Annotated in this window: 21 protein-coding genes and 2 tRNA genes; 10 read left to right on the top strand and 13 right to left on the bottom strand. The window is 68.9% G+C overall.

All coding sequences use genetic code 11. The features are described from left to right. Positions 1 to 30: 30 nt before the first annotated feature. Positions 31 to 1,293, bottom strand: a complete 1,263-nt coding sequence (locus tag FB453_RS01480; protein WP_145786938.1) for an Ig-like domain-containing protein — start codon at positions 1,291 to 1,293, stop codon at positions 31 to 33. 187 nt (positions 1,294 to 1,480) lie between these two features. Between FB453_RS01480 and FB453_RS01475 the strand changes: the two genes are divergently transcribed. Next, positions 1,481 to 1,556: transfer RNA gene (locus FB453_RS01475), tRNA-Lys, on the top strand. A 108-nt stretch (positions 1,557 to 1,664) separates the two neighbouring features. On the opposite strand, the gene FB453_RS01470 is transcribed toward FB453_RS01475, so the two are convergent. Then, positions 1,665 to 2,135 carry a TspO/MBR family protein gene (locus FB453_RS01470; RefSeq protein WP_112582176.1) on the bottom strand — a complete coding sequence of 157 codons (471 nt, stop codon included), beginning with the start codon at positions 2,133 to 2,135 and terminating at the stop codon, positions 1,665 to 1,667. A gap of 109 nt (positions 2,136 to 2,244) precedes the next feature. Here FB453_RS01470 and FB453_RS01465 point away from each other — a divergent pair, with 109 nt between their 5' ends. Together FB453_RS01465 and FB453_RS01460 are read left to right on the top strand one after the other, a co-directional pair. Further along, positions 2,245 to 2,553: a hypothetical protein gene (locus FB453_RS01465; protein WP_112605750.1), complete on the top strand. Its 309-nt coding sequence runs from the start codon at positions 2,245 to 2,247 to the stop codon at positions 2,551 to 2,553. Next, on the top strand, positions 2,553 to 5,216 hold the full coding sequence (locus FB453_RS01460; protein WP_145786936.1) for a DUF4132 domain-containing protein: 2,664 nt from the start codon (positions 2,553 to 2,555) through the stop codon (positions 5,214 to 5,216). Before FB453_RS01465 ends, FB453_RS01460 begins: the two co-directional genes overlap by 1 nt. Before the next feature lie 43 nt (positions 5,217 to 5,259). On the opposite strand, the gene FB453_RS01455 is transcribed toward FB453_RS01460, so the two are convergent. After that, positions 5,260 to 6,924 carry a Na+/H+ antiporter gene (locus tag FB453_RS01455; protein ID WP_112582171.1) on the bottom strand — a complete coding sequence of 555 codons (1,665 nt, stop codon included), beginning with the start codon at positions 6,922 to 6,924 and terminating at the stop codon, positions 5,260 to 5,262. A gap of 351 nt (positions 6,925 to 7,275) precedes the next feature. On the opposite strand from FB453_RS01455, the gene FB453_RS01450 reads away from it, so the two are divergent. The 4 genes from FB453_RS01450 (at position 7,276) to FB453_RS01435 (ending at position 9,119) form a co-directional block, all read left to right on the top strand. Next, positions 7,276 to 7,351, top strand: a tRNA-Lys gene (locus tag FB453_RS01450). Between the two features lie 275 nt (positions 7,352 to 7,626). Next, positions 7,627 to 7,812, top strand: coding sequence for a multiple cyclophane-containing RiPP AmcA (gene amcA / locus FB453_RS34735; RefSeq protein WP_145787813.1), 186 nt, complete (start codon positions 7,627 to 7,629; stop codon positions 7,810 to 7,812). 59 nt (positions 7,813 to 7,871) lie between these two features. After that, positions 7,872 to 8,534 carry a pentapeptide repeat-containing protein gene (locus FB453_RS01440; protein ID WP_145786934.1) on the top strand — a complete coding sequence of 221 codons (663 nt, stop codon included), beginning with the start codon at positions 7,872 to 7,874 and terminating at the stop codon, positions 8,532 to 8,534. Positions 8,535 to 8,549: 15 nt separating this feature from the next. Then, positions 8,550 to 9,119, top strand: a complete 570-nt coding sequence (locus tag FB453_RS01435; RefSeq protein WP_145786932.1) for a kinase — start codon at positions 8,550 to 8,552, stop codon at positions 9,117 to 9,119. Positions 9,120 to 9,370: 251 nt separating this feature from the next. On the opposite strand, the gene FB453_RS34580 is transcribed toward FB453_RS01435, so the two are convergent. Both FB453_RS34580 and FB453_RS01425 read right to left on the bottom strand, forming a co-directional pair. Beyond that, the gene (locus FB453_RS34580; RefSeq protein ID WP_222431312.1) at positions 9,371 to 9,553 is read right to left on the bottom strand and encodes a hypothetical protein; all 183 of its coding nucleotides are present in this window, start codon (positions 9,551 to 9,553) and stop codon (positions 9,371 to 9,373) included. Positions 9,554 to 9,672: 119 nt separating this feature from the next. Then, complete coding sequence (locus FB453_RS01425) at positions 9,673 to 9,975, bottom strand: hypothetical protein (RefSeq protein WP_145786930.1); 303 nt, start codon at positions 9,973 to 9,975, stop codon at positions 9,673 to 9,675. A gap of 325 nt (positions 9,976 to 10,300) precedes the next feature. On the opposite strand from FB453_RS01425, the gene FB453_RS01420 reads away from it, so the two are divergent. After that, positions 10,301 to 11,179, top strand: coding sequence for a macro domain-containing protein (locus tag FB453_RS01420; protein WP_145786928.1), 879 nt, complete (start codon positions 10,301 to 10,303; stop codon positions 11,177 to 11,179). 53 nt (positions 11,180 to 11,232) lie between these two features. Here FB453_RS01420 and FB453_RS01415 read toward each other — a convergent pair whose 3' ends face one another. The 8 genes from FB453_RS01415 to FB453_RS01380 all read right to left on the bottom strand — a co-directional run bounded on the left by FB453_RS01415 (position 11,233) and on the right by FB453_RS01380 (position 18,623). Then, the gene (locus FB453_RS01415; RefSeq protein WP_486480120.1) at positions 11,233 to 11,919 is read right to left on the bottom strand and encodes an MFS transporter; all 687 of its coding nucleotides are present in this window, start codon (positions 11,917 to 11,919) and stop codon (positions 11,233 to 11,235) included. Positions 11,920 to 12,047: 128 nt separating this feature from the next. Further along, complete coding sequence (locus tag FB453_RS01410) at positions 12,048 to 12,392, bottom strand: YnfA family protein (RefSeq protein WP_145786926.1); 345 nt, start codon at positions 12,390 to 12,392, stop codon at positions 12,048 to 12,050. A gap of 34 nt (positions 12,393 to 12,426) precedes the next feature. After that, complete coding sequence (locus tag FB453_RS01405) at positions 12,427 to 12,876, bottom strand: MerR family transcriptional regulator (protein ID WP_145786925.1); 450 nt, start codon at positions 12,874 to 12,876, stop codon at positions 12,427 to 12,429. After that, the gene (locus FB453_RS01400) at positions 12,873 to 13,205 is read right to left on the bottom strand and encodes a hypothetical protein (protein ID WP_145786922.1); all 333 of its coding nucleotides are present in this window, start codon (positions 13,203 to 13,205) and stop codon (positions 12,873 to 12,875) included. The genes FB453_RS01405 and FB453_RS01400 overlap by 4 nt, the downstream gene beginning before the upstream one ends. An 85-nt stretch (positions 13,206 to 13,290) precedes the next feature. Beyond that, on the bottom strand, positions 13,291 to 13,743 hold the full coding sequence (locus FB453_RS01395; RefSeq protein WP_112582165.1) for a MerR family transcriptional regulator: 453 nt from the start codon (positions 13,741 to 13,743) through the stop codon (positions 13,291 to 13,293). Next, entirely contained in the window at positions 13,743 to 15,242 is a 1,500-nt protein-coding gene (locus tag FB453_RS01390) for a SulP family inorganic anion transporter (protein WP_145786920.1), read from the bottom strand. The genes FB453_RS01395 and FB453_RS01390 overlap by 1 nt, the downstream gene beginning before the upstream one ends. A gap of 259 nt (positions 15,243 to 15,501) precedes the next feature. Next, positions 15,502 to 17,637: a hypothetical protein gene (locus FB453_RS01385; protein ID WP_145786918.1), complete on the bottom strand. Its 2,136-nt coding sequence runs from the start codon at positions 17,635 to 17,637 to the stop codon at positions 15,502 to 15,504. Further along, on the bottom strand, positions 17,634 to 18,623 hold the full coding sequence (locus tag FB453_RS01380) for a hypothetical protein (RefSeq protein WP_145786916.1): 990 nt from the start codon (positions 18,621 to 18,623) through the stop codon (positions 17,634 to 17,636). Before FB453_RS01380 ends, FB453_RS01385 begins: the two co-directional genes overlap by 4 nt. Before the next feature lie 195 nt (positions 18,624 to 18,818). Here FB453_RS01380 and FB453_RS01375 point away from each other — a divergent pair, with 195 nt between their 5' ends. Together FB453_RS01375 and FB453_RS01365 are read left to right on the top strand one after the other, a co-directional pair. Beyond that, positions 18,819 to 19,169, top strand: a complete 351-nt coding sequence (locus FB453_RS01375) for a DoxX family protein (RefSeq protein ID WP_145786914.1) — start codon at positions 18,819 to 18,821, stop codon at positions 19,167 to 19,169. A gap of 325 nt (positions 19,170 to 19,494) precedes the next feature. Further along, the gene (locus FB453_RS01365) at positions 19,495 to 22,479 is read left to right on the top strand and encodes a glycoside hydrolase family 3 protein (RefSeq protein ID WP_145786912.1); all 2,985 of its coding nucleotides are present in this window, start codon (positions 19,495 to 19,497) and stop codon (positions 22,477 to 22,479) included. The last annotated feature ends 18 nt before the right edge of the window (positions 22,480 to 22,497 follow it).

Here is a 22,497-nt window from a genome sequence, read left to right as displayed (position 1 = left end):
GGCCGAGCCGGCGCAACGAGGGCCGACGGCTCAGACCGCCGGGCCGGCCCCACCGCTGGGCACCGGCAACGCGCTGCCCTTGATGAACTCCGACCAGCTCACGCTCCACGCCGTCCAACCGTTACCGGCGGCGATCCTGCGCTCGGTGCCCTTGATCGTGATCGGGTCACCGATCCGGGTCTTCTCGAACAACCACCTGGCGTTCGCCATCGACACGTTCACGCAGCCGTGCGAGACGTTCTGCCGTCCCTGCACGTGCTCCGACCAGGGCGCGGCGTGGATGTACTCGCCACCCCAGGTGAGCCGCTGGGCGAACTGGATGTCGGTCACGTAGCGGTTGGCCGGATCCGGGTCGTCGCGGGTGTCGAAGACCGTGGCTTCCTTCTTCTCCATCACCACCATCGTGCCGCTCGACGACGGTGTGCTCTTCTTGCCCAGGCTCACCGGGATGGTGCGCACCGGCGCGCCGTTCTCGTACACCGTCATCTTCTTGTTGGCGTTGTCGACCTTCATCTCGAACGACCGGCCGATCTTTGCGGTGGCCTTGCGGTCGACGTCGCCGTACCTGCCGTTGCTCAGCGGCACCCCCGCCAGGGCGATCCGCACGGTGATGGTGGTGCCCGGCTTCCAGTACTCCGGGGCCCGGTAGTAGGCCTGCGTGCCATTGCTGACCCAGTGCCACGCGCCCGGCTGCGGCGGGTCGGTCCGGACGAACATCCGCTTCTGCACCGCCGCCCGGTCCTTCTTCGGGATACCCGGGTGGAACTCGGTGACCACCGGCATGGCCACCCCGTAACTCTTGTCGTCGAAGAGGTACAGGCCCGAACCGATTGTCGACTTCGGCTTGGCCATCGTGGTGAAGCTGCTGGTGCCCTGGCTGCTCGTGCCGTCCGACGCGCTCGCCGTCACCGTGGCCGTGTAGCGGGTGCCCCACTTCAGCGGAGCGGACGGCACCCAGGCCGAGCCGTCGGTACGCAGCTTGCCCTCGACCGAGCCACCGCCGTCCGCCGTCAGGGTGACCGCGGACACCTTCCCGCCATCTGCGAGTTTCGCGCTGATCTCCGTGCTCACCGGCCGGTTCTTCGTGCCGTTGGCCGGGCTCAGCGTGAGCGGCGGCCCGCTCGGTGTGCTCGGCGTCGAAGGTGCGGCTGAGCCAGGGGTGGCGCTCACGTCCGACGATGCCCCGCCAACGAATTCCGGCTTCTTCTTGTCGCCGCCGCATCCGGTCAGTGCCAGCGACGCCGCCAGAGTCAGGGCGCCCACCACCGCCCCGGCTCGCGTGAACCGTGCCATGCCCACCTCTGTTCTCGCGTACCTGGCGGACATCGTGCCGCATCACCGCCCCAACCCACGCCCCGATCTTGGCGACGGTGGCCGGTTTGGGGCTTTTTGCCGGCAAAGCTCGACCGAAGGGGGGACCCGGGTAACCGAATTGGAGCGCGCCTTCCGGGGGTGCTAATGTTCTCTCCGTTGCCGACGAGCGCCGCTAGCTCAACTGGCAGAGCAGCGGACTCTTAATCCGCGGGTTCGGGGTTCGAGTCCCTGGCGGCGCACCAACGATCAAGGTCCTGACCTGGTGATTCACACCGGGTCGGGGCCTTTTTTGTGTCTTCAGTACGTCCGGTAACTGGCGGACACACGCGGTACGAGGATGATCTACCGGATCAACGGTTGGTGTTGAGGCGGACGATGGTGCCGTTGAGGGCGGTCGCGAAGAGCGTCCACGCGGCGTACGGGGCCAGTGCGACGGCCGCGACGCGGTCGGCCCGTGCGGCTCGGCGGAGCAGCACGAGGTTGGAGGCGTTGAGCGCGGCGATTTCGGCCAGCGCGATGGTGGGTCGGTGGGCCTTGAAGAACAGCGCGCTCCAACCGAAGTTCAGGGCCAGGTTGAGCCCGTAGGCGCGGGTGAACGCGGCGCGGTCGGTTCCGCTGGTGCGGTCCAGCACGCGGGCGCCGGCCACCGCGATCAGGGCGTACAGCGGCGTCCATGCCAGCGGGAACGCCACGGGCGGGGGTTGCCAGGTCGGCTTGCGTAGCCGTTGGTACCAGCGTGAGGAGGCGTCGGTGACCGTCGCCCCGGCGGCGGCTGTCACGGTGACCGCTGCCGCGGTCCTGGCCAGGGTTGGTAGTCGCATGCGGTTCAGCTACCCGGCCTGCGACGGATCAATCGCGCCCCGTTCACCGGCCGGCGGGCGGTGCAACGAGAGCGGAACGCTGTCGGAGTGCTCGGTTAGCCTCTGCGCCATGCCGATGATCACAATCGCCGATGAAGTGACCGGAGCGCCGAGCGGTCCTGAGTGGACCATGGACATCTTCGAGGAAGAGGTACGCCTCGGCGAGTTGATTCGGCGGCGGGTCTTTCTGGAGGTCGCGGAGTCCGGCGGGCACGTCGATCCGGAGGAGCGGACCCGGGCGACGCTCGAGGCGTTCGGCCGCAACGGCTTCGTCGTGCTGGTCGACGACCGGCAGGTGACGGCCCTGGACGACAAGGTCCACCTGCACGCTGGGTCTCGGATCACGTTCCTCAAGCTCGTCCCGCTGGTGGGTGGCTGATGGACACGTACGACCCGGAACAGGCGCTGCGCGAAGTGGTCACTGCCTTCAGGGGGCGGTCCAAGCGCTGGGAAAACGCTCTCAACGAGACTGATCAGCGGGACTTCGTCGATCAGGTAGCCGTGGTGTGCGGCTGGGCGCCGGCCAGCACGAGCCCGACGCTGCTCGCCGCGCTCAACGATCCGAACGGCCCGTACGATCTTGCTCCGCCGCAGATCGAGTTGTTGCCGGAGGCGACGCGCCAGGCGGAGTTGCTCAGCTCCGCCATCGCGGCGCTGGACGGCGCCGAGGCGGATCACGAGCGTCGTGTCGACGCGGTGATGACGGTGATCGGAAGCCTGCCGCGCCACCACAACATCATCAGGGAATCCTCATGGGGGGTCGCCTGCCGCGAGATGTGGGAGCGGGTTGAGCAGATCCTGGCCGCGCAACCGGTGCAGGTCCGGCAGAGGGTGTTCGACGCGTTGGCCGTGCCCGGGCAGGACAGGGACGGGCTGTCCACGTTCATCCGTGTTCTGCTCTCGGGCGGTGGGCTGGACGGCGCCGCCTGGCTGGACCGGCTGGGCGGTCAGGCGTGGCTGGGATTCGGCGGGTGGAGCACGTCGCTCGTGCGATTCACCCGCGAGTCGCTACAGGCCGAGCACCTCGCCGGGCGTTCGCACCCGGCGGGGCTGGCGACGTGGCGTCGGACGCGGATCGAGCGCGCATACTCCAGCATGGGCGAGGAGGACCTGGCGATGTGGCCCGTCGTCAACGTCGGTGAGCAGTGGGCTGACCGGGCCGTCGCGGACATCGAGGCGATGCCGGAGGAGCGTCGATCCGGGTGGCAGGCGTTGCTGGCCCATTGCCTGCTCGGCGCGGACAAGGCGCGGCCGACGGCCGCCTGGCAGAAGAGCGCCCGGGTTCTGCTCGACGCGGTCGGCGTCGACGAGTTCACCGAGCGGCTCGACGACTGGCTTCCGCTGGTGGGTCTGCCGCGCAGTCTGCCGCTGCGGATGACCACGTGCTGCCCCGGCCACGTCGACGATTTCCCGCCGCGGTTGGCCGACCGGCACAACGTCGGGGTGCTGTGGGGCCTGCTCTGGGCGCGAGCGATGTGCCCGCCGTCGGAGGAGACCCTGCGCAGCCTCAGCCACATCGCGGAACGGGCCGCCCGCAAGGTTCCCGGGCACGGTCCGTCGAGCCCGAAGCTGGCGAACGTCGCGGTCGCGGTGCTCGTCGACACCGATCACCCCGCCGCCCTCGCGCAACTGGCCCGGCTGGCGTCGCGGCTGACCTACAAGAGCACGCTCCGCATCGTCGAGAAGGGCCTGACCAAGCACGCCGAGACGCTCGGCGTCGGCCGTGAGGACGTCGAGGAGATGGCGCTGCCCGGCTTCGGGCTGCCGCTCGCGGACAAGCTGGGTGACAGCTCGTACGAGGTCGAGGTACGCGGCGTCGACGCCGCAGTGGTGTGGCGCAACTCCGACGGCAAGGTGGTCAAGGCTCCTCCGGCGCAGGTGCGCAAGGACCACGGCGAGGATTTGAAGGAGCTGAAGGCGACCGTCGCGGACATCGGCGCGACGCTGACCGGGACCCGCGACCGCCTGGAAGGGCTGCTGCGGCGCGACCGCGCGTGGACCGTCGAGCAGTGGCGGGAGCGGTTCCTGGACCACCCGCTGGCCCGGACACTGGCCCGACGGCTGATCTGGACCATCGACGGCGTCGCCTGCTGCTGGGGCGGAGACGCCCTGCGGACCGTGGACGACACGGTGTTCGACCCGGCCGGCGACGCCACGGTGAGGCTGTGGCACCCGGTCGACGATCCGACCACGGTCCTGGCCTGGCGGGACTTCCTGGCCCGGCACACGATCACCCAGCCGTTCAAGCAGGCACACCGCGAGCAGTACCTCCTGACCGACGCGGAGCGGGCCACCGGCACGTACTCCAACCGCTTCGCCGCGCACATCGTGCGCCAGCACCGTCTCAACGCGCTGCTCTCCCGGCGCGGCTGGTCGCACGTTCGACACCGCAACGACGGCACCAGCCCCCAGGACCCCTGGCTCGCCCTTCCGGACTGGGAGCTGCGCGCAGTGCTGCACATCGCCGGGATCGAGGATCGGGTCGAAGATCTGATGTTCGACACGATGGGGACCGACCAACTGGTGTTCCTCCGGGGGGAACGCGCGCCGGTGCCGCTGGAGGAGGTTCCGGCGGTCGTGCTGAGCGAGGTGATGCGCGACGTGGACCTGTTCGTTGCCGCGGCCGGGGTGGGCAACGACCCGAACTGGTACGACGGTGGTCCCCAGGGCCGGTACCGCCACTACTGGTCGCAGAACAGCTTCGGCGACCTCACCCCGACCGCTCAGACGCGCCGGGAGGTGCTGGCCGAGCTGATTCCCCGGCTGGCGATCGCCAACCGGTGCACGTTCACCGACCGGTTCCTCGAAGTACGGGGTGACCTGCACACATACCGCATCCACTGCGGCTCGGGCAACATCCTGATCGCCCCGGAGGACCGGTACCTGTGCATCATCCCCGACTCGGCGAAGGCGAAGGAGCCGGAGATGTTCCTGCCCTTCGAGGGCGACAGCCGGCTCGGCGAAATCATCAGCAAGGCGTTGTTGCTGGCCGCCGACAAGAAGATCAAGGATCCGGTGATCCTGCACCAGTTGGCACCGTGACGACGTGCCGACGGTCACGCAGGCTCGACACCGTCGTGGCAGGTCAGCTGGAAGCCCGCCTCGGGAGCAGCAGCTCCTCATGATCGAGTTCACGTTCCAGGACGCGGAGTTCCTCGTCCGGCAGTCGGCCGGAGTCGCGCCAGCGCACGAGCTCCTCGCGCTGCGCGTCGATGGCTGTCCGCCGGACACGAAGAGCCGTCTCGTACTCCGGTGAGGTGGGCAGCTCGGATGAGCCGCTCTGCTCCAGAAGGTCCAGCCGCCCGCGGTAGCGCGCCAGTCGGGCCAGCAGTTGCGTACGGGTGGTGTTGACGGCCACCGTGCTGTCCGGCTCCACGGCGGCAACCTCGTCGAGGCGGGCCAGGGCGGCCTCGACCGCCGCCGAGCGGGCCTCGTTGCGTACGCGGGCCTGGTCGGTTTCGTTGGCGCGCAGGCCCAGCATCCGCACGAGCGGCGCGAACGTCAGGCCCTGCCCGACGAGTGTCACCAGGACGACCACGAAGGTGCAGAACAGCAGGAGGTCACGGTCGGGAAAGGGTGCGCCGCTGTTGGTGGTCAACGGCAGGGTGAAGATCGCGGCCAGGCTGATCACGCCACGGGTGCCGGACCAACTCAGTGCCACCACTTCACGGGAGGTGAGCCGGCGGGCGTTGCGGTCAGCGCGCTCGATCCGCCGGGCACTCCCGGGTTCGTCGGGGTCGTCCTGCTCGGAAATGCCGCCCAGCCGGGTGTGCAGCGACCGGGGGAGGGACTGGGTCATCACCAGCCACGCGGGGCGCAGCAGGAGCACCACGCCGACCGATACCGCGACAGCGATGACGATGGTCGACGTGTCGTACTGACGCAGGCCCTTGACGACTTCGGGAAGCTGCTGGCCGATGAGCAGGAAGACGAAGCCTTCGAGGAGGAAGTCGACCAACCGCCACACCGCGCTGGTCTGCAGCCGGGCGGCACCCGAGGTGAGCTGCGGCGTCTTGTGACCAACGATCAGCCCGGCGATAACCACGGCGAGCACCCCGGAGACGTGCAGTTCCTCGCCCAACAGGTAGGCCACGAACGGTGTCGCGAGCGAGATGGCATTCGACAACAGTGGGTCCGCGGTGAACGGTCGGGCCAGACGTACCAGCCAGGCCACGGCCGCTCCCACGGCGACCCCGCCGACCGCCGCCAGCACGAACTGGGCAACAGCGGACGGAAACGAGAACTCACCACCCACCGCGGCGGCCACCGCGACGCTGAGCATCGTCAGCGCGGTGGCGTCGTTGAGCAGCCCTTCGCCCTGAATGATCGTGACCATCTTCGGTGGCAGGTTCACTCGGCGGCCCACCGCCAGGGCGGCCACCGGGTCGGGCGGCGCGATGGCGGCGCCGACCGCGATCCCGGCAGCGAGCGTCGCCCCGGCGACGAACAGGTGGAACCCGATGCCGACCAGCACCCCGGTGAGGAGCACCAGTAGCACGGACAAGCTGACCACGATGCGGAGGTTCCGGCGGATGTCCAACAGTGAGGAGTCCAGTGCGGCGCTGTAGAGCAACGGCGGCAGCACGATCATCAGCACAAGGTCGGGATCAAGGCCGATGTTGGGGCCGGGGAGCAGCGCGTACACGATGCCGATGAGCGGCAGAAGCGCCGCGGCCGGCAGACCGGTGCGGGCCGCCACCCACCGCACGACGACGATGACCGCGACAGCGGCGAGCACGAACAACAACATCGAATGGGTGCTCACCTGGCTACTTCCCTCTGGAGCGGCGCGAGGTTCTTTGGATCCACTGCGGGCTCGCGGCCGAGCCGGCCGTTCGGCGCCGGTCAGCGCAGCAGGCAGCAGTAACGAGCGTACCCGGTTGATCAACCGGACCTGGCCGGCTGCTGGACCCGGCCAGCACCGGCGACGACTACCGGTACGTCACCGTCGCGGCCGGGACGGTCCCCAGGCCCGTCCGGCCTGCTGCCGCGGCTGCCGGACAAGAGGTCTCGCCGGGTGCGGATCACGCCGACCTCCGTCGACCCGTACCGCGACGGCGCGTCCCGGGACCGTGCTAACGTCTCGTCCCGTTGCCGACGAGCGCCGCTAGCTCAACTGGCAGAGCAGCGGACTCTTAATCCGCGGGTTCGGGGTTCGAGTCCCTGGCGGCGCACCAACGATCAAGGCCCTGAACTGGTGGTTCACACTGGGTCGGGGCTTTTTCGCGTACGCCGGTTGCGGCCGGTCGCTCGATTGGTGGTCGGGAGCCGTTGGACCGGGCTGGCGTCGGTGGGACGGGGTGTCGCGCCACCGGATAGTTGGTTCCTCGATACGTCGCCATGGCAGGCGCGCCCTTCCAAGGAACTCCGATCGGACGTCGGGGCCTCATCAAGGTCGGATCCTGAAGTCACCGCGTGACGATGCGTCGGCCTGGGCTACGTCGCCGAGTTCATTACGGCCCGCTCTCTCGCGGTCCTCGTCAACGCCGCACCCGAGCAGCTCGCTCGCCTCGGCGTCGACCCGGAGCGGTCGGTAGCGTCGATCGACGCGGCGAAGTTCGACAACCGCCCCGCCTGGGATAACAAGGGTAAGTTCGACAGTCGACCCGGCTGGGACAACTGGAACAAGAGAAGGTAGCCCCACCACGGGACGCGCGGGGGGCGTGCCTACCCCGCGCCCACACAGGTTGAGGACACATGCGCACCACCACGATCGGCGACGTGAAGGTTCTTCTGCCGGACCTCGAACCGGACGACCTCGACACCACGAGGGACCTGGCCGGCGGCCTCACCGAGGCCCTCGTTGAGGGCGCAGCGTGGCACGGCTTGCACCTGGAGGACGTCCGCATCCGCAGCAGCCTGATCACCGGCGTGGACCTGAGCGAGAGCGCCTGGGAAGCAGGCAGCTTCTACGGCTGCGAGATCACCCGCACCGACCTCTCCGGCGCGGCCCTGATCGGCATCACCATCGAACGCTGCGCCATCACCGGCTCCCGGTTCACCGGCACCAGACTCACCGACGTACGCCTCAAGGACGTTCTGTTCGACGGCTGCCGCTTCGACTACGCCACCTTCCAACGCGTCACCGCCGCCGGCTCGGTCGCCTTCACCGACTGCACTCTCACCAACGGCGCGTGGTCCTCCTGCCGACTACCTCGCATCGCGCTGCGGTCATGTGACCTCACCGGACTGGAATTGGACTCCTGCCAGCTCGACGGCACCGACCTGCGCGGCAGCCGGCTCCAGGGACTCAAGACGCCGCTGGACAGCCTGCGCGGCGTCACCCTCAGCGAGGACCAACTTCCTGACCTCACCAGGCTGACCGTCGCCGCCTTCAATCTCACCGTGCGCAACGACTGAAGCCGAGGAGGCATCGTGCTAGCTGAACCCACTGGCGGCCCGGACACGATCCTCGTCTGCATCCGGGGCAACTCCGGCTCCGGCAAGAGCAGCATCGCCCGTGAGCTACGACGCCGGCACGGCCGGGGCTGCGCCCTGGTCGAGCAGGACTACCTGCGCCGCATCCTGCTGCGCGAACGGGACAAGCCCGGCGGCGCGGCACCGGCGTTGATCGGGCAGACCGTCCGGCTTGCGCTGGACCACGGCTATCACGTCGTGCTGGAAGGCATCATGCACAGCAGCCGCTACCGAAACATGCTGACCTCCCTGCGGGACGACCACCGCGGCCGGTCGCTGTTCTGCTATCTCAACGTGTCCCTGGCCGAGACCCTGCGCCGGCACCTCACCCGCCCGCAGGCCAGTGAGTTCACCGCCGAGCACATGAGCGGCTGGTACGCCGCCCATGACTTCCTGGACTGGCCCGACGAACTCGTCCTACCCGAGACCACCGGACTGGACGAAGCCGTCAAGGCCATCGCCGCTGTGGCTGGCCTACCCCAGACCGGACGCGACGACGACCTGCTACCGAACGTTCCGTCCCGGTAGAGCAGCTCTGCCGGCTACCGATGTCGCCGTTCCGGCGCACCGTTCACCAACATCAGCCCCGAGTGGCCTGACAGCCCGTCGACTGCAATGGCATGGAGCTCGCCCTACCGCGCCCGCCTGAGCCAGCTTTCGATGACTGTGAAGTCGTGCTCGGTCAACCCGCGACGGGGATCAACCCGATGTAGCAGGGCCGGACTTGGGTGGTGAGTCGACACCTACTGCTGATCGGCGTGGGAGATCTCGTCGCCGACTCAGACGATGGGGCGCCGCTGCGCCACTCGACCACGGGTCTTCCAGTGCAGGACGCCGACCTCGTCGGAGTCGGGCCAGTCGACGACGGGCAGGGGCGGTAGCCCGAGCAGGGTGCGAGCACGTGGCGCTTCCAGCGTGACCGCCCCGAGGGCGACGTGGGTGATTTGTGAGAGCGTGGCCACGGGGGTCGGAACTGCTTGCGGGTGGCCTGCTGCAGTCCTTTCGACTCGCAATGGCGAGGTTGTTCGACGCGCAAGGCGCTGCCGCGAGCCGCATTGGCGCGGGTTCGCGGCAGCGGGCGCTATTCCTGAGCGTCGACGCCGTCGGTGAGAGCCGCTTCCTCCGCGGGGGTGATCGGGGTAGTCACCGTGTTGTCCTCGGTGGACGGCAGCGTGATTTCTTCTTGGTCCTCCCACCACTGGTAGTCCCAACTGGACCGAACGGTGATCCGGTCAGCCCAGGGGAAGACCGCCGGGACGACGCCCTGCACTGCGCCGACGATCCGGGAGACCGCGGCGTCCAGGCGCTTGCCTCGAATGTTGGCTCGCAGCCCCTTCGGTACCCGCAGCTGGAACGTGATCGTTAGAACTCGGGGACTCGCCACTGCCTCTTCCTCTCTTTTGTCGTGCGCCGACGCTATCCAGTCTCAACGAGATTGTGAAGAGTCCGCGACATCGGCGCCTTTGACGCGGATGGCAGCGTCTCCCAGGAGAGACCGGATCTCCTGCGGCAGTAGGGCCCTCAGACCTGGCGGGAGCGGAGCCGCCGTACGTCCTCAGCCACCAGTTACCTCGCAGCTCAACGAGTCGAGCGGTAATCGCCTCGGGCCGGCGAAACGGGGGCTGCGGTGTACGACGTTGACCCTTTGCTTGGCAATCAGTGTGGACGGTAGATCGTGCTGCCCGGCGCCCCCGGGACAGACTGTTGCCATGCCAGTCATCACCGCCGTTCTCGGGGACATCACGACGCAGGATGTGGACGCCATCGTCAACGCGGCGAACAAGGCGATGCGCGGAGGTGGTGGTGTGGATGGCGCGATCCATCGCGGCGGGGGCCCGGCGATCCTGCGTGACTGCATCGGCCGGTTTCCTGACGGCCTCGCCATCGGCGACGCCGGATGGACCACGGCAGGTTACCTGCCCGCCCGGTGGGTCATCCACACCGTCGGCCCCAACTACCACGCCGGGCAGCGCGACCGCTCTCTGCTGGAGTCGTGTTACCGCCGCGCGCTGGGGGTCGCCGACGAGCTGGGTGCTCGCAGTGTCGCGTTCCCGCTGATTAGCACCGGCGTCCGCGGCTGGCCACACGCCGATGCCATCGAGGCGGCGATCGAGACCATTGCGGCCGCTGAGACGGGCGTCGACGAGGTGCGGCTCGTCGCACTCGACGAAGCCATGCACAAGCGAACCCGCGCGGCCGTCTGGGTTCGGTGTCCGCCAGCCGTCGAGACAGACAGCGTCGGCTCCTTGTTCGAGCGCGAGCCGATCCAGTACTCGCTGCGCGGCGATTTCTACCTGTGGCGAGAACTTCGGGCACGGTTCGCCGACACGCTGCTGCCAGACGACTGGTTCGATTTACGGACGCTCATCATGGACACCATCGAGCAGGTTGTCGGCGAACATCTCACCAGCCGCGAATCGGCACCGTGGCACGACCACGCCGGAGCGATATACGTCCCCGAGTTCGACCCGGGCCACGGCATGTCTGCCGGCGCCGTCCACGTTCCATGGTGGGTGCACACGGGAGTGCCGATCCTGCTCGACCGCTACGCCGCGCGACGTGAATCCGACGGATCCCCGGCTGACTGACTCACTCTCACCTACAGCTGGCACAACTAGATCGCCGCAACCCATCGCGACGTTCACGTAGGGCAATCCCGGCAATCGGGCTGCCGTCCAAGCGCAGCAGGTCGAAGACGTAATAGACGACCGGCGTGCTGCAAAGGAGACGCTGTGTCGGCGCCGACACGTGCCAGCGGTGGAATCGCGCGGTGGAGCACGATCGCGAGCAGGACGGCGAGGACCGCGGCGAGGGCGAAGATCGTCCGCCACCCGGCGGCGTCGGCGACGAGGCCGCTGATCGTGCGGGAGGCCAGGATGCCGGTGAGGGTCCCGGATCCGACGACGCCGACGATCCGACCGCGCTGGGCGTCGCCGGCAAGGTCTCCGGCGAGCGGAGTGAGGATCTGCCCGGAAATCGTCGTCACGCCGAGCACGCCGAGTGCGAGCAGGAGTACGCCGATCGACGGCGCCAGCGCGCACAGCAGCAGTGCGGCGGCCGAGGTCAGCAGCATGATCGGGACGAACCGGCGGCGGTCCAGGACGTCGCCGAGCGGTACGAGCAGCAGCACGCCAACGGCGTACCCGAGCTGCGTCGCGGTGACCAGCCAGCCGGCCGTCGCGGTCGTGACGTGTAGATCGCCTGCGATGAAGCCGAGCAGTGGCTGGGCCCAGTACAGGTTGCCTACGGCCACTCCCGCCGCCAACGCGAAAAGGAACGTCAGCCGGCGGCTCATCCCTGACGGCGGTGCCATGCGGGGTGCTGCCACCCTGCCACGCTACGACCTGGGGCAAAGCGTGTGCCTTGGCGAGGGCTGAGCGTGCAGGACCGGTCCGATGCCCAGGTTCCCGGGATCGAATTGCCAGGGGACTTCGGTGCCGCTGGTCTTCGTGGGGATCAGGAGCCGCCTGCCGAACGCGGCGCGTACATGATCAGGGCGACGCCGATCAGGCAGATGCCGGCGCCGATGACGTCCCACCGGTCGGGCCGGAACTTGTCGACGATCACGCCCCAGGCGAGGGATCCGGCTACGAACACGCCGCCGTAGGCGGCGAGGATGCGCCCGAAGTTCGGGTCGGGCTGGAAGGTGGCGACGAATCCGTACGCGCCGAGGGCGATGACTCCGGCGGCGATCCACCACAGGCCGCGGTGCTCGCGCCAGCCCTGCCAGATCAGCCACGCCCCGCCGATCTCGAACAGGGCGGCGACGACGAACAGCAGGATCGAGCGGACGATGGTCATCCGTGGACCGTACCGATGTGCCCGCAGCCCTCGATCATGCCGGTGACCCGGTTGAACAGGCACGTCCTGGAGCGATGGTGGCGAAGGGAATGGGGCAGCACGGCTGGCCGGCGCACTCGACGAGGTCGTCGCAGCCGGCCTCCACCGCGGCGCGCAGTGTGCCGGCGATGACCTGCAAGTCAGCAATCTTCGCCTCGACCTCGGCGAGCTTTGCCTGGGCGCGGACCCGTAGGCCGGCGTCGGGGTGGCGACCGTGCCGGTGCTGGCCCCCGTCGAGGAGTTCGGCGACCTCGTCGAGGGTGAACCCGAGCCGCTGGGCCGCTTTGATCACCCTCAGCACTGTGACCGCTTCGGCTGGGTAGAGGCGGTGCCCGCCCAGACTTCGGTCTGGTTCGGCGAGCAGTCCGCGGCGTTCGTAGTAGCGCAGCGTCTGCGCGTTCACCCCGGCTGCGGCGGCGACCTGGCCGCTGCGTAATCCGCTCATGCCGTCATCCCGGCGGCGGCTCGCAGCGCGAGCGTGTCGAGGACGTCGACGTGCGCGGCCGGCACCTGCACGTCGAGGCGCAGCGTGCCGGTGTCGGCGGCGAGAGTGAACGAGAAGAACGAGCAGCAGGAGCTTTCCCGGCCGATGAGGTCACGGGCGGTCGCCTCGGCGGTCGGGTCGAGACGCCACAGCAGTTCGGTGGGAGACAGCCGCTGCTGCGCCAGCAGGGCGGTGGCGAACAGGTCGTCGAATTCGGCCAGCCGCAGCGGCAGTTGTCCGCTTGGCAAGGTGCACGACTCGGGCACCCACGCCTGGGAGTCAGTGGTCATACCGACGACGGTAAGCGTGTACCTGAGTACCGGATGCAAGCCCGACGCTCAGCAAGCTTGCCAACCGGTCGCCACGGCCCAAGGTTCAGACAGGTGGGCGTTCGTGGTGGTCGATTTCGGCGCGGAGCGTGTCGGCGAAACCTTCGGCCGTGGCGAGTTGGTCGCGCAGGGCGGTGACGCGGGTGGTGGCGGCGGTGTGGAACATGGCGAGCCGGTCGAGCAGGGCGGCGCGGTCGGCGCCGGTGGTGGTGTCGAGGGCGTCCAGGACGGTGAGGAGGTCCCGCATCTCGTCGAGGGTGAAGCCGAGGGGTTTCATGCGTTTGACGACGGCGAGGCGGTCGAGGTCGGGTTCGGTGTAGAGGCGGAAGCCGCCCTCGCTGCGGGCGGAGGGGACGATCAGGCCGGCTTCCTCGTAGTGGCGGATGGTGCGGATGCTCAGCCCGACCCGTTCGGCGGCCTCGCCGATCTGCATGAGACGGCCGGTGGCCGAGCCGGAGACGTGCTGCTCCGGCTCGGTTTCCCGGCTGGTGGTGGCCATCAGTGGCCGACGCCGAGCTGACCGGCGAGGGTGTCGTGGATGCGGGCGCTGGGCTTGTTCAGTTCGATGATCTCGACGGTCTTGCCGCGGGTGGCGTACTTCTGCGTGATGGCGTCGAGGGCGGCGACGGATGAGGCGTCCCAGACGTGGGCGTGGGTCATGTCGATGACCACTGTCTCGGGGTCGTTCGCGTAGTCGAACTGGCCCACCAGGTCGTTGCTGGAGGCGAAGAACAGCTCGCCGCGCACCGAGTAGATCCGTGTGGTGCCGTCCGGGTCCAGGACGCTGGTGACCTCGACCAGGTGGGCCACCCGCCGCGCGAAGATCACCATGGCGGTGAGGACGCCGACCACGACGCCGATGGCGAGGTTGTGGGTGGCCAGGGTGGTGACGACGGTCGCGACCATGACGATCGTCTCGCCGTACGGCATCCGCTTGAGCGTGGCCGGGGCGACGGAGTGCCAGTCGAACGTCGACACCGCCACGATGATCATCACGGCGACCAGGGCAGCCATCGGAATCACCGCCACGACGTCGCCGAGCGCGACGACCAGGACCAGCAGGAACACGCCGGCCAGGAACGTCGACAGCCGGGTACGGGCGCCGGACGCCTTCACGTTGATCATCGTCTGGCCGATCATGGCGCAGCCACCCATGCCGCCGAAGAAACCGGTGACGATGTTGGCCAAGCCCTGACCCCAGGACTCGCGCGTCTTGCTGGAGGGGGTGTCGGTGATGTCGTCGACGAGCTTGGCGGTCATCAGCGACTCCATCAGCCCGACCAGCGCGATCCCCAGGGCGTAGGGGGCGACGAGGGTGAGGGTGTTCATGGTCCAGGGGATCTGCGGCAGGCCGAGGGTGGGCAGGCTGTCCGGCAGGGCTCCCTCGTCGCCGACGGTCGGCACCGCCACGCTGGCGAAGACGGTGACCAGGGTCAGGACCACGATGGCGACCAGTGGCGCCGGGATGGCGCGGGTGAGCCGGGGGAGCCCCACCATGATCGCCAGGGCGACGGCGACGAGCGGATAGACCAGCCACGGCACGCCGAGCAGGTGCGGGACCTGGGCGGCGAAGATGAGGATGGCCAGGGCGTTGACGAAACCCACCATGACGCTGCGCGGAATGAACCGCATCAGCTTCGCCACGCCGAGCACGGCGAGCAGGATCTGGATCGCGCCGCCGAGGATCACCGCCGCGATCAGGTAGTCCAGCCCGTGTTCCTTGGCCAGCGGCCCGACGACGAGGGCGATGGCTCCGGTCGCGGCGGAGATCATCGCCGGACGCCCTCCGCAGATCGCGATGGTGACCGCCATCGTGAACGAGGCGAACAGCCCCACGCGGGGGTCGACACCGGCGAGGATCGAGAACGAGATCGCCTCCGGGATCAACGCCAGGGCGACGACCAGACCGGCGAGGACCTCGGTGCGGAACACCTTCGGCGACAACCAGGACGGACGGGACAGACGCGGCCGGTTGACCGCGGACAGCACAGAAGACATACAGCCATTTCCACTCGGACGTCCCGTGGACGCACACAGCTCGGGCAGCTACCCGCCGATCAGCGTCAGCCGTTTGAGCGGCTTCAGGCCGTCATTGCCCGGACGCGTCACAGTCGCCGGGCGAGCCATGCGGCCTCGCTCTGAGAGCCGACAGCGAACCTACCCTTCCGTCAGGGGAGAGTTCATCGAACGTGGTGATCATCACCGAACCTGACACAAGGCGTTGCCGGCGCCCGCAGACGCCGGCAACGCCCCTGGGTCAGTTGACGTGGGTCAGGCGCGTGGCGACGCGCAGGCCCGTGAGGGTGTCGTTCATCCACGGCACCCGCTCGCGGTGCAGACCGGCGGTCATCTGGTCCGCCCACACCTCGTACCGCTGCATGAGCGTGTTGGCGCGGGACCGCGCGCTGGTGATCAGACAGTCACCCAGTGGGTCACCGGGAAGGTTGGACGAGTCGACAGCGGGCTCGCAGGGCACCTTGAGGCTGACCTGGTCGCGCAGTGGGCGGCTGGGGTCGAGCGAGCACGGCGTGGGCCCGCAGAGGGTGTAGCTCCCGCTCGCCTTGGCGTAGGCGTTACCGATCTTGGCGTCCGTCGGCATGTTCACCGGAATCTGGTACTGCCCGAACAGGTTCGCGGACAACACGTCGTCCGAGTCGAGGGCGTTGGGCAGACCCAACCGGGTGTACGCCTGGAGCAGCCGCGCCGCCGTGTTCACCTTCTTCAGGGCAGTGGGCACCGGCCCGCTGACCTGCGTGCTCTGGTCCCGTACCCGGTCGTACATGGACTTCTGCCGGCCCTGGAGGAAACCGCGCAGGGTCGGGGCCAGCGTGGTGTCCAGCGCCGTGTTGTTCACGACCGTCGCGCCGCTCGCGAAGGCGTACCGGCCGGACGGCCACTTCGGTGTCAGGCCCTGCTCGGGCGTGGTCTCGCTGTCACAGTTGAACAGCTCGCAGTCGACCTGGTAGACCTGCTCGTCGGGCCAGGTGTAGTCGGCGGTCCGCGAGTTCTGCCAGGCCGTGGACGAGTTCAGCCGGAACCGGCTGTGGATCTGCAACCGCAGCTTGCCGTAGTGGCGGATCACTCCGGTGCCGTAGCCCGTCGTACGTGTGTAGACCCAGCTCGGCGTGTAGCAGTGGCCGACCTCGGGCAACTCCCGTACACCGGCCGGCGGCTCGTCGAGGCGCGGCGTGTACGCGTACTGGAGTGCCCGCACCATGTTCGACATCAGGTCGTAGCGAACGTTGCTGGGCCGGTCGATCTGCCTGGTGCCGCTGCACGAGGGCACCGTCGCCTCGTCGGCCTTCGCCGGCGCCGGGGCGAGTGGCTTGTCGGTGTCCCAGAACAGGTCGTAGTTCTTGGGCGTTTTCACCTGTACGCCGTTGGCGTCCGGCTCATAGCGGACCTGGACCTCGTTGGCCCGGAAGTTGGCCAGTGCGGTCGACAGCTCATTGGTGGCGGCGACGTACTCGTTGACCAGCCCGGTGATCAGGCCGTTGGCGTTGCCGTTGGCGGGTCGACCGAAGCTGGCCGCGAGGTCGGCGATGCGGGTGCCCTCCGCCTCGATCTGCGCGGCGCGGCCGGCGCTGACCTGGGCGGCGTACGTCGGGTTCTGCAGCATCAACATGGCGTACGACTGCGCGCCGAGGTTCCACACCGTCGGGTTGCCGACCGGCGTCGACGGTTCGACCATCGAGGGGTCACGTCCGCTGGCGACCCGAGCCAGGTAGTTGATCGACCGGGCCTCGCCGAAGCTGTTGAGCACTGTGGTCGGGTCGACCGCCGGGTTGTCGGCGTCGGTCCGGGGCACCACGAAGGCGGTGCCGCTGGCCAGCTGTGTCGAGGTCAGGTGGAATTCGTTCTCCGGGCCGACGAACTCGCCGTACGTCGGGATCGGTTGACCGAAGTTCTCCAGGTAGCCGATGTACTTGTTGATGTCGGCGCGGGCGTCGTGCAGGGTGGCGTCGCCGATCGCGGCCAGCACTGTGGCGGCGATGTCCTCCAGGCGCAGGCCGAGCTGGGCGACCTGCTGCTGGACGAGGGTGATCTGCGCGGTGTTGCCGGCGATCGCGGCGTTCAACTTGTCGAACTGGGCCATCATGTTCGCGTACACCGTGTTGATCTGGGCCTCGACCCGCGCGAAGCTGGCGCGCATCTCGTCGCCGAGGGCCCGCACCTCGTCGCGCAACGCTTTGACCTGGGTCAGGATCTGTGCGTCCAGCGACGGTCCGCTGCTGCCGAAGAGCCCGACGACCGACATCACCGCACCGAAGATGTTGCCGGTCATCGCCAACGTCGCGGTGCTGAAGATCGAGCCCGCGAGGCCGCGGCCGGTGATCGCCGCCGCGTACTTGGAGATCGCACTGATCGTGGTGAGGACCGCCTCGCCGATCACCTTGACTTCTTGCCGGCGGCGGGGTCGGCGAACCCGATGATGGTGGAGATCATGCCCACCCCGGCTTTGATGTCGGAGATCGTCTGCTGGCGGTCCTTGTCCCGGTCCTCGGCGGCCTTCTTGGCCGCCGAGGTGCACGCGGCGCTCGGCGGCCCTTCCGGCGGACACTTCTGGTTGTTCTCGCCGATCTCGAGACGGATCTCCAGGCTCAGGCCGAGCAGCTCGGCATGCAGGGAGGCCAGCTGCTGCTTGGCCGCCGCGACGTACGCCACCGAGTCGTCCCGCAGGGCCAGGATCGCGTCGAGGTCGACATGCGAAAGTCCGGGATCCTGCCGGAGCTCCTCGTAGGTGTTGGTGATGTCCACCCCGATCGACTCGCCGAGGACGGCGTTCCAGGCGGTGGCGACGGGCGCGCTGGCTGTCGCTGTCTGTCGGACCGCGGACCACACCGCGGCGAGAGCGTCGTCACGGCCGCGCAGCCACTGGGCGGTCCGCAGCGCGCCGGAGGCGAGTTCCTCGCGGGTGTCCCACGGCTCGACAGTCTTGCCGATCACGGCCCCGACCAGGCCGGTGATCTCCGGCGAGGTTCGGGTGTCGCCGCCGGGCGCGCCGACCAGGATGTCGACGGACTTGAGCAGCAGGTCCTGTTCCGGCAGCAGGAGGTCGAACGTGGTCAGCGATTCGTCGAGCAGCTGCTGGCGTGCGGTGAGCTGGGTCTGTGCCTGTTCGGCCGTGGCGTTCGGGTGCAGCCGGTGCCACTCGACGAACTCGGCCGACAGCACGACGGTGGTGATCCGAGCGGCGCCCTGGAGATGGATCTCGGCGACCTGGCCGAAGGCCCGGTCGGTGAGCGCTGCCTGAGGGACGGGGACGGGGACGGGATCGGCCGACGCGGGCTCACCGAAGAGCACGCTTGCCGCGGTGACAGCGATCATCGCCAGCACGGCAGTCCCGCGCCTGGTGCGCGTGGAACGTTTGAATGTCATGCCGCGAACGTATTGAGCGGCCTGAAAGGGCGCGGAAACCGCGCTGACTCGCGCTCAGCCGGCGGCGGGTGACGCGGCAGCGTCGAGGGCCGGCGCCACCAGGGCGAACGCCTGGTCCATCAGCTCGGCGCAGGCGGCCGTCACATTCAACCGCGCCAGATCGTCCAGGGGGCGAGCAAACACAACGGAGGACAGATGTTCGCTGCCTATGTCACGGTCACCATTCTCGCGTCGATCTTCACCGGCATCGCCGCCGTCACCTACCTGATCGGCCACGACTATCCAAAGGCCCAGGCGGACATGAAGCGCGTACCACGGTCATGGGTACCGCGGTTGGGCATGGCGCTGGCGGCAGGCGCGTTGGGGTTGCTGGCCGGCTTCGCCGTACCGCTGCTGGGCACCCTCGCCGCCGCTGGGCTGGTGCTGTATTTCATCGGCGCGCTCATCGCGCACCTGCGCGTCGGCTCCCGTCAGCTGGTCGGCTGGGCCGTCTTCTTCGTCACCGTGGTGGCCGCACTGACCGTGAACGTGCTCTATCACTGGTGAATCGTCAGCTCCGACGTGAGGGGCGGCACCGAGGCCATCGCCGCGACCGCCGGACTACCTCAGGCCGGACGCCACGACGACGTACTCCCCGTCGTGCCATAGCCCGCCTGAGGCCGAACGCCAGGCAGGGCGGGCAGGTATTGCCCAGTCATTGGCGTGCATCTATAGTTGCGCGGATCACAACAATCATGGCCGTGGTGACGCGGCCGGGTCGTCGAAGCGCTTCGACGATTCGTCGTTCAGGCCCGTCAGCCGGGTGTCGAGCCTGGTCACGCCGGTCTCGGCGCCCCGCTGGGCGTCTGTCGTACGACATGAGGAGAACCGCATGCGGAACTGGCGCCTTCGGCGCGGAATCACCGCGCTCGCGCTTGCCCTGCTAGCCCTACCGGCCGTTCCCGGCACCGCGCTCGCCGAACCCACCTATCCGTTCCGAGATCCCCACCTGCCCGTGAACGTCCGGGTCGACGACCTGCTCGGCCGGCTCACCCAGGACGAGAAGATCTCCTGGCTGCACCAGTACCAGCCGGCCATTCCCCGGCTGGGCATCGGCCTGTTCAAGACCGGCACCGAGGCGCTGCACGGGGTGGCCTGGTCCACCGACATCGACAACAACGGCGCGGTGGTCAAGGCTCGCGGCACCGTCTTCCCACAGCCGGTGGGCATGGCGAGCACCTGGAACACCGACCTGATCCGGCAGGTCGGATCGGCTGTCGGCGACGAGGCGCGCGGCTACCACGCGCAGAACCCCCGGGTCTGGGGGCTCAACCTCTGGGCGCCGGTGGTCAACCTGCTGCGCGACCCCCGGTGGGGCCGCAACGAGGAGGGCTACTCCGAGGACCCGCTGCTCACCGCCGAGATCTCCACCGCGTACGGGTCGGGGATGACCGGCGGTGACCCCAACCACCTGAAGAGCGCGCCGACCCTCAAGCACTACCTGGCCTACAACAACGAGGTCCGACGCGATGTGACCTCCTCGAACGTGCCGCCTCGGGTGCTCAACGAGTACGACCGGGCTGCCTTCAAACCGGCCATCGCCGCCGACGCGGCGACCGGGATGATGGCCGCGTACAACCTGGTCAACGGCCGTCCGGCCACCGTGGACCCGGACCTGGCCACCGTGGTACGCGACTGGACCGACCAGCCGCTGATGAACGTCACCGACGCCTGGGCGCCGAACAACCTCGTCGCCTCGCAGGGGTACTACGCCACCCAGGCCGAGGGCAACGCCGCGATCATCAAGGCCGGCCTCAACAGCTTCATCACCGACGACACCAACGCGCAGCCCACCATCACCGCCATCAAGCAGGCCCTGGCGACCGGCCTGCTCACCGAGGCGGACATCGACGCCCGGATCCGCGAAATCCTGAACGTCCGGTTCCGGTTGGGTGAGTTCGACCCGGGCGGCGGCCGGTACGGCGGCATCACCCCGGACGTCATCAACAGCCCGGAACACCAGCGACTGGCCCGGCAGGCCGCCGGCGAGGCGATGGTGCTGCTGAAGAACGAGCGGCAGGCGCTACCGCTGGACCCGGCCCGGACCCGCAAGGTCGCGGTGCTCGGCCCGCTGGCCGACACCCTCTACTCGGACTGGTACGGCGGCGACCTGCCGTACCAGGTGACGGCGCTCGGCGGCATCCGCGAACGGCTGGGCAGCTCGGCCAGTGTGAGCGGGCTCGACGGGGCGGACCGGATCGCGCTGAAGGACGTGTCGACCGGCCGGTACGTCTCGGCCACCGGCACCACCGACGCCGACCGCGTCCTCGGGACCGGCGCCACCCCGGCGCTCGTCGCCCAGTTCGACGTGGTCGACTGGGGGCAGGATGTGGTGACGCTGCGCAACGCCGCCAACGGCCGCTACCTCGGCTACAACTGGGGGCCGTTCCTCACCCGCGACGAGCAGCCGAACGGTTGGTACGTCCAGCAGCAGTTCAAGCTGGAGCCGCAGGCCGACGGAACGGTGGTGCTGCGCTACGTCGGCTACGAGACGAAGGAGAGCTGGTTCGGTGCCGACACGTACGTGACCATCGGTGACGACGGCGCCCTCAAGCTCGGCGCATCGACCCCGGCCGCCGCGACCCACTTTAGTCGCGAGGTGATCAGCAGCGGAATCGACCGGGCCGTGGCGGCAGCCAAGGCGGCCGACACCGCCGTGCTGGTGGTCGGCAGTAACCCGTTCATCAACGGCCGCGAGGCGCACGACCGGACCTCAACGGCGCTGAGCGCTGGCCAGGAGGCGCTGGTCAAGGCCGTGGCCAGGGCCAACCCGCGGACCGTGCTCGTGCTCCAGACCAGCTACCCGGTCACCATCCGATGGGAGCAGGAGCACGTACCGGCAATCGTCTGGACCACCCACGCCGGCGCGGAGACCGGTCACGCCGTCGCCGACGTGCTCTTCGGCGACCGCAACCCGTCCGGCCGGCTCACCCAGACCTGGTACCGCTCGGACTCGCAACTACCGCCGGACCTGCTGGAGTACGACATCATCTCGTCCGGGCAGACCTACCTGTACAGCCGCGCGAAGCCGCTCTACCCGTTCGGCCACGGGCTGTCGTACACCCGCTTCCGGTACGGCCAGCTGCGTGCCGGCGCCCAGTCGGTAGCGGCCGACGGCACCATCACGGCCACTGTGGACGTGACAAACGTCGGCAGTCGGGCGGGGACCGAGGTCGTTCAGCTCTACACCCACCAGCGCACCTCGCGGGACACCACCCCGATCCGCCAGCTCAAGGCGTTCCAGCAGGTGAAACTCGCGCCCGGGCAGACCCGTACCGTGACCTTGCGCCTGCCCGCGGCCGACCTGGCGCACTGGGACGTCACCCGCAGTCGGTGGGTCGTCGAGTCGTCCGTCCACGACCTGATGGTCGGGGCGTCCGTCGAGGACATCCGGGCCCGCGCCGCGGTCCGGGTCCGCGGTGAGACCATCCCGGCCCGCGACCTGTCCCGGACCACCAGGGCGGAGAACTTCGACAAGTACGCGGGCGTCCGGCTCGTCGACGAGACGAAGCCCAGCGGTACGGCGGTCGGTGCCACCGCCGCCGGTCAGTGGATCTCCTTCGACGGTTCCGCGCAGCGAGCCGGCGCGCGCACCTTCACCGCGAAGGTCGCCAAGGCCGGTGCGGGCGCCGGCACGGTCCAGATCCGGTTGGGGTCGCCCACCGGCCGGCTGCTCGGCACGGCCACCGTGCCCAGCACCGGCGACGACTACCGGTACGTCAGCACCAGCACCGAGTTGGCCCGGGCCGTCGGCACCCACGATGTGTACCTGGTGTTCGACTCCCCGCTGCGGCTGGCGGAATTCTCCATCAGGTGACCGGAGCCCGGGCCGGGT

It is taken from the genome of Micromonospora sp. CNZ322 (assembly GCF_007827755.1).
Note: the sequence above shows the minus strand (reverse complement) of the source record. Positions and strands in the feature narration are given on the sequence as shown.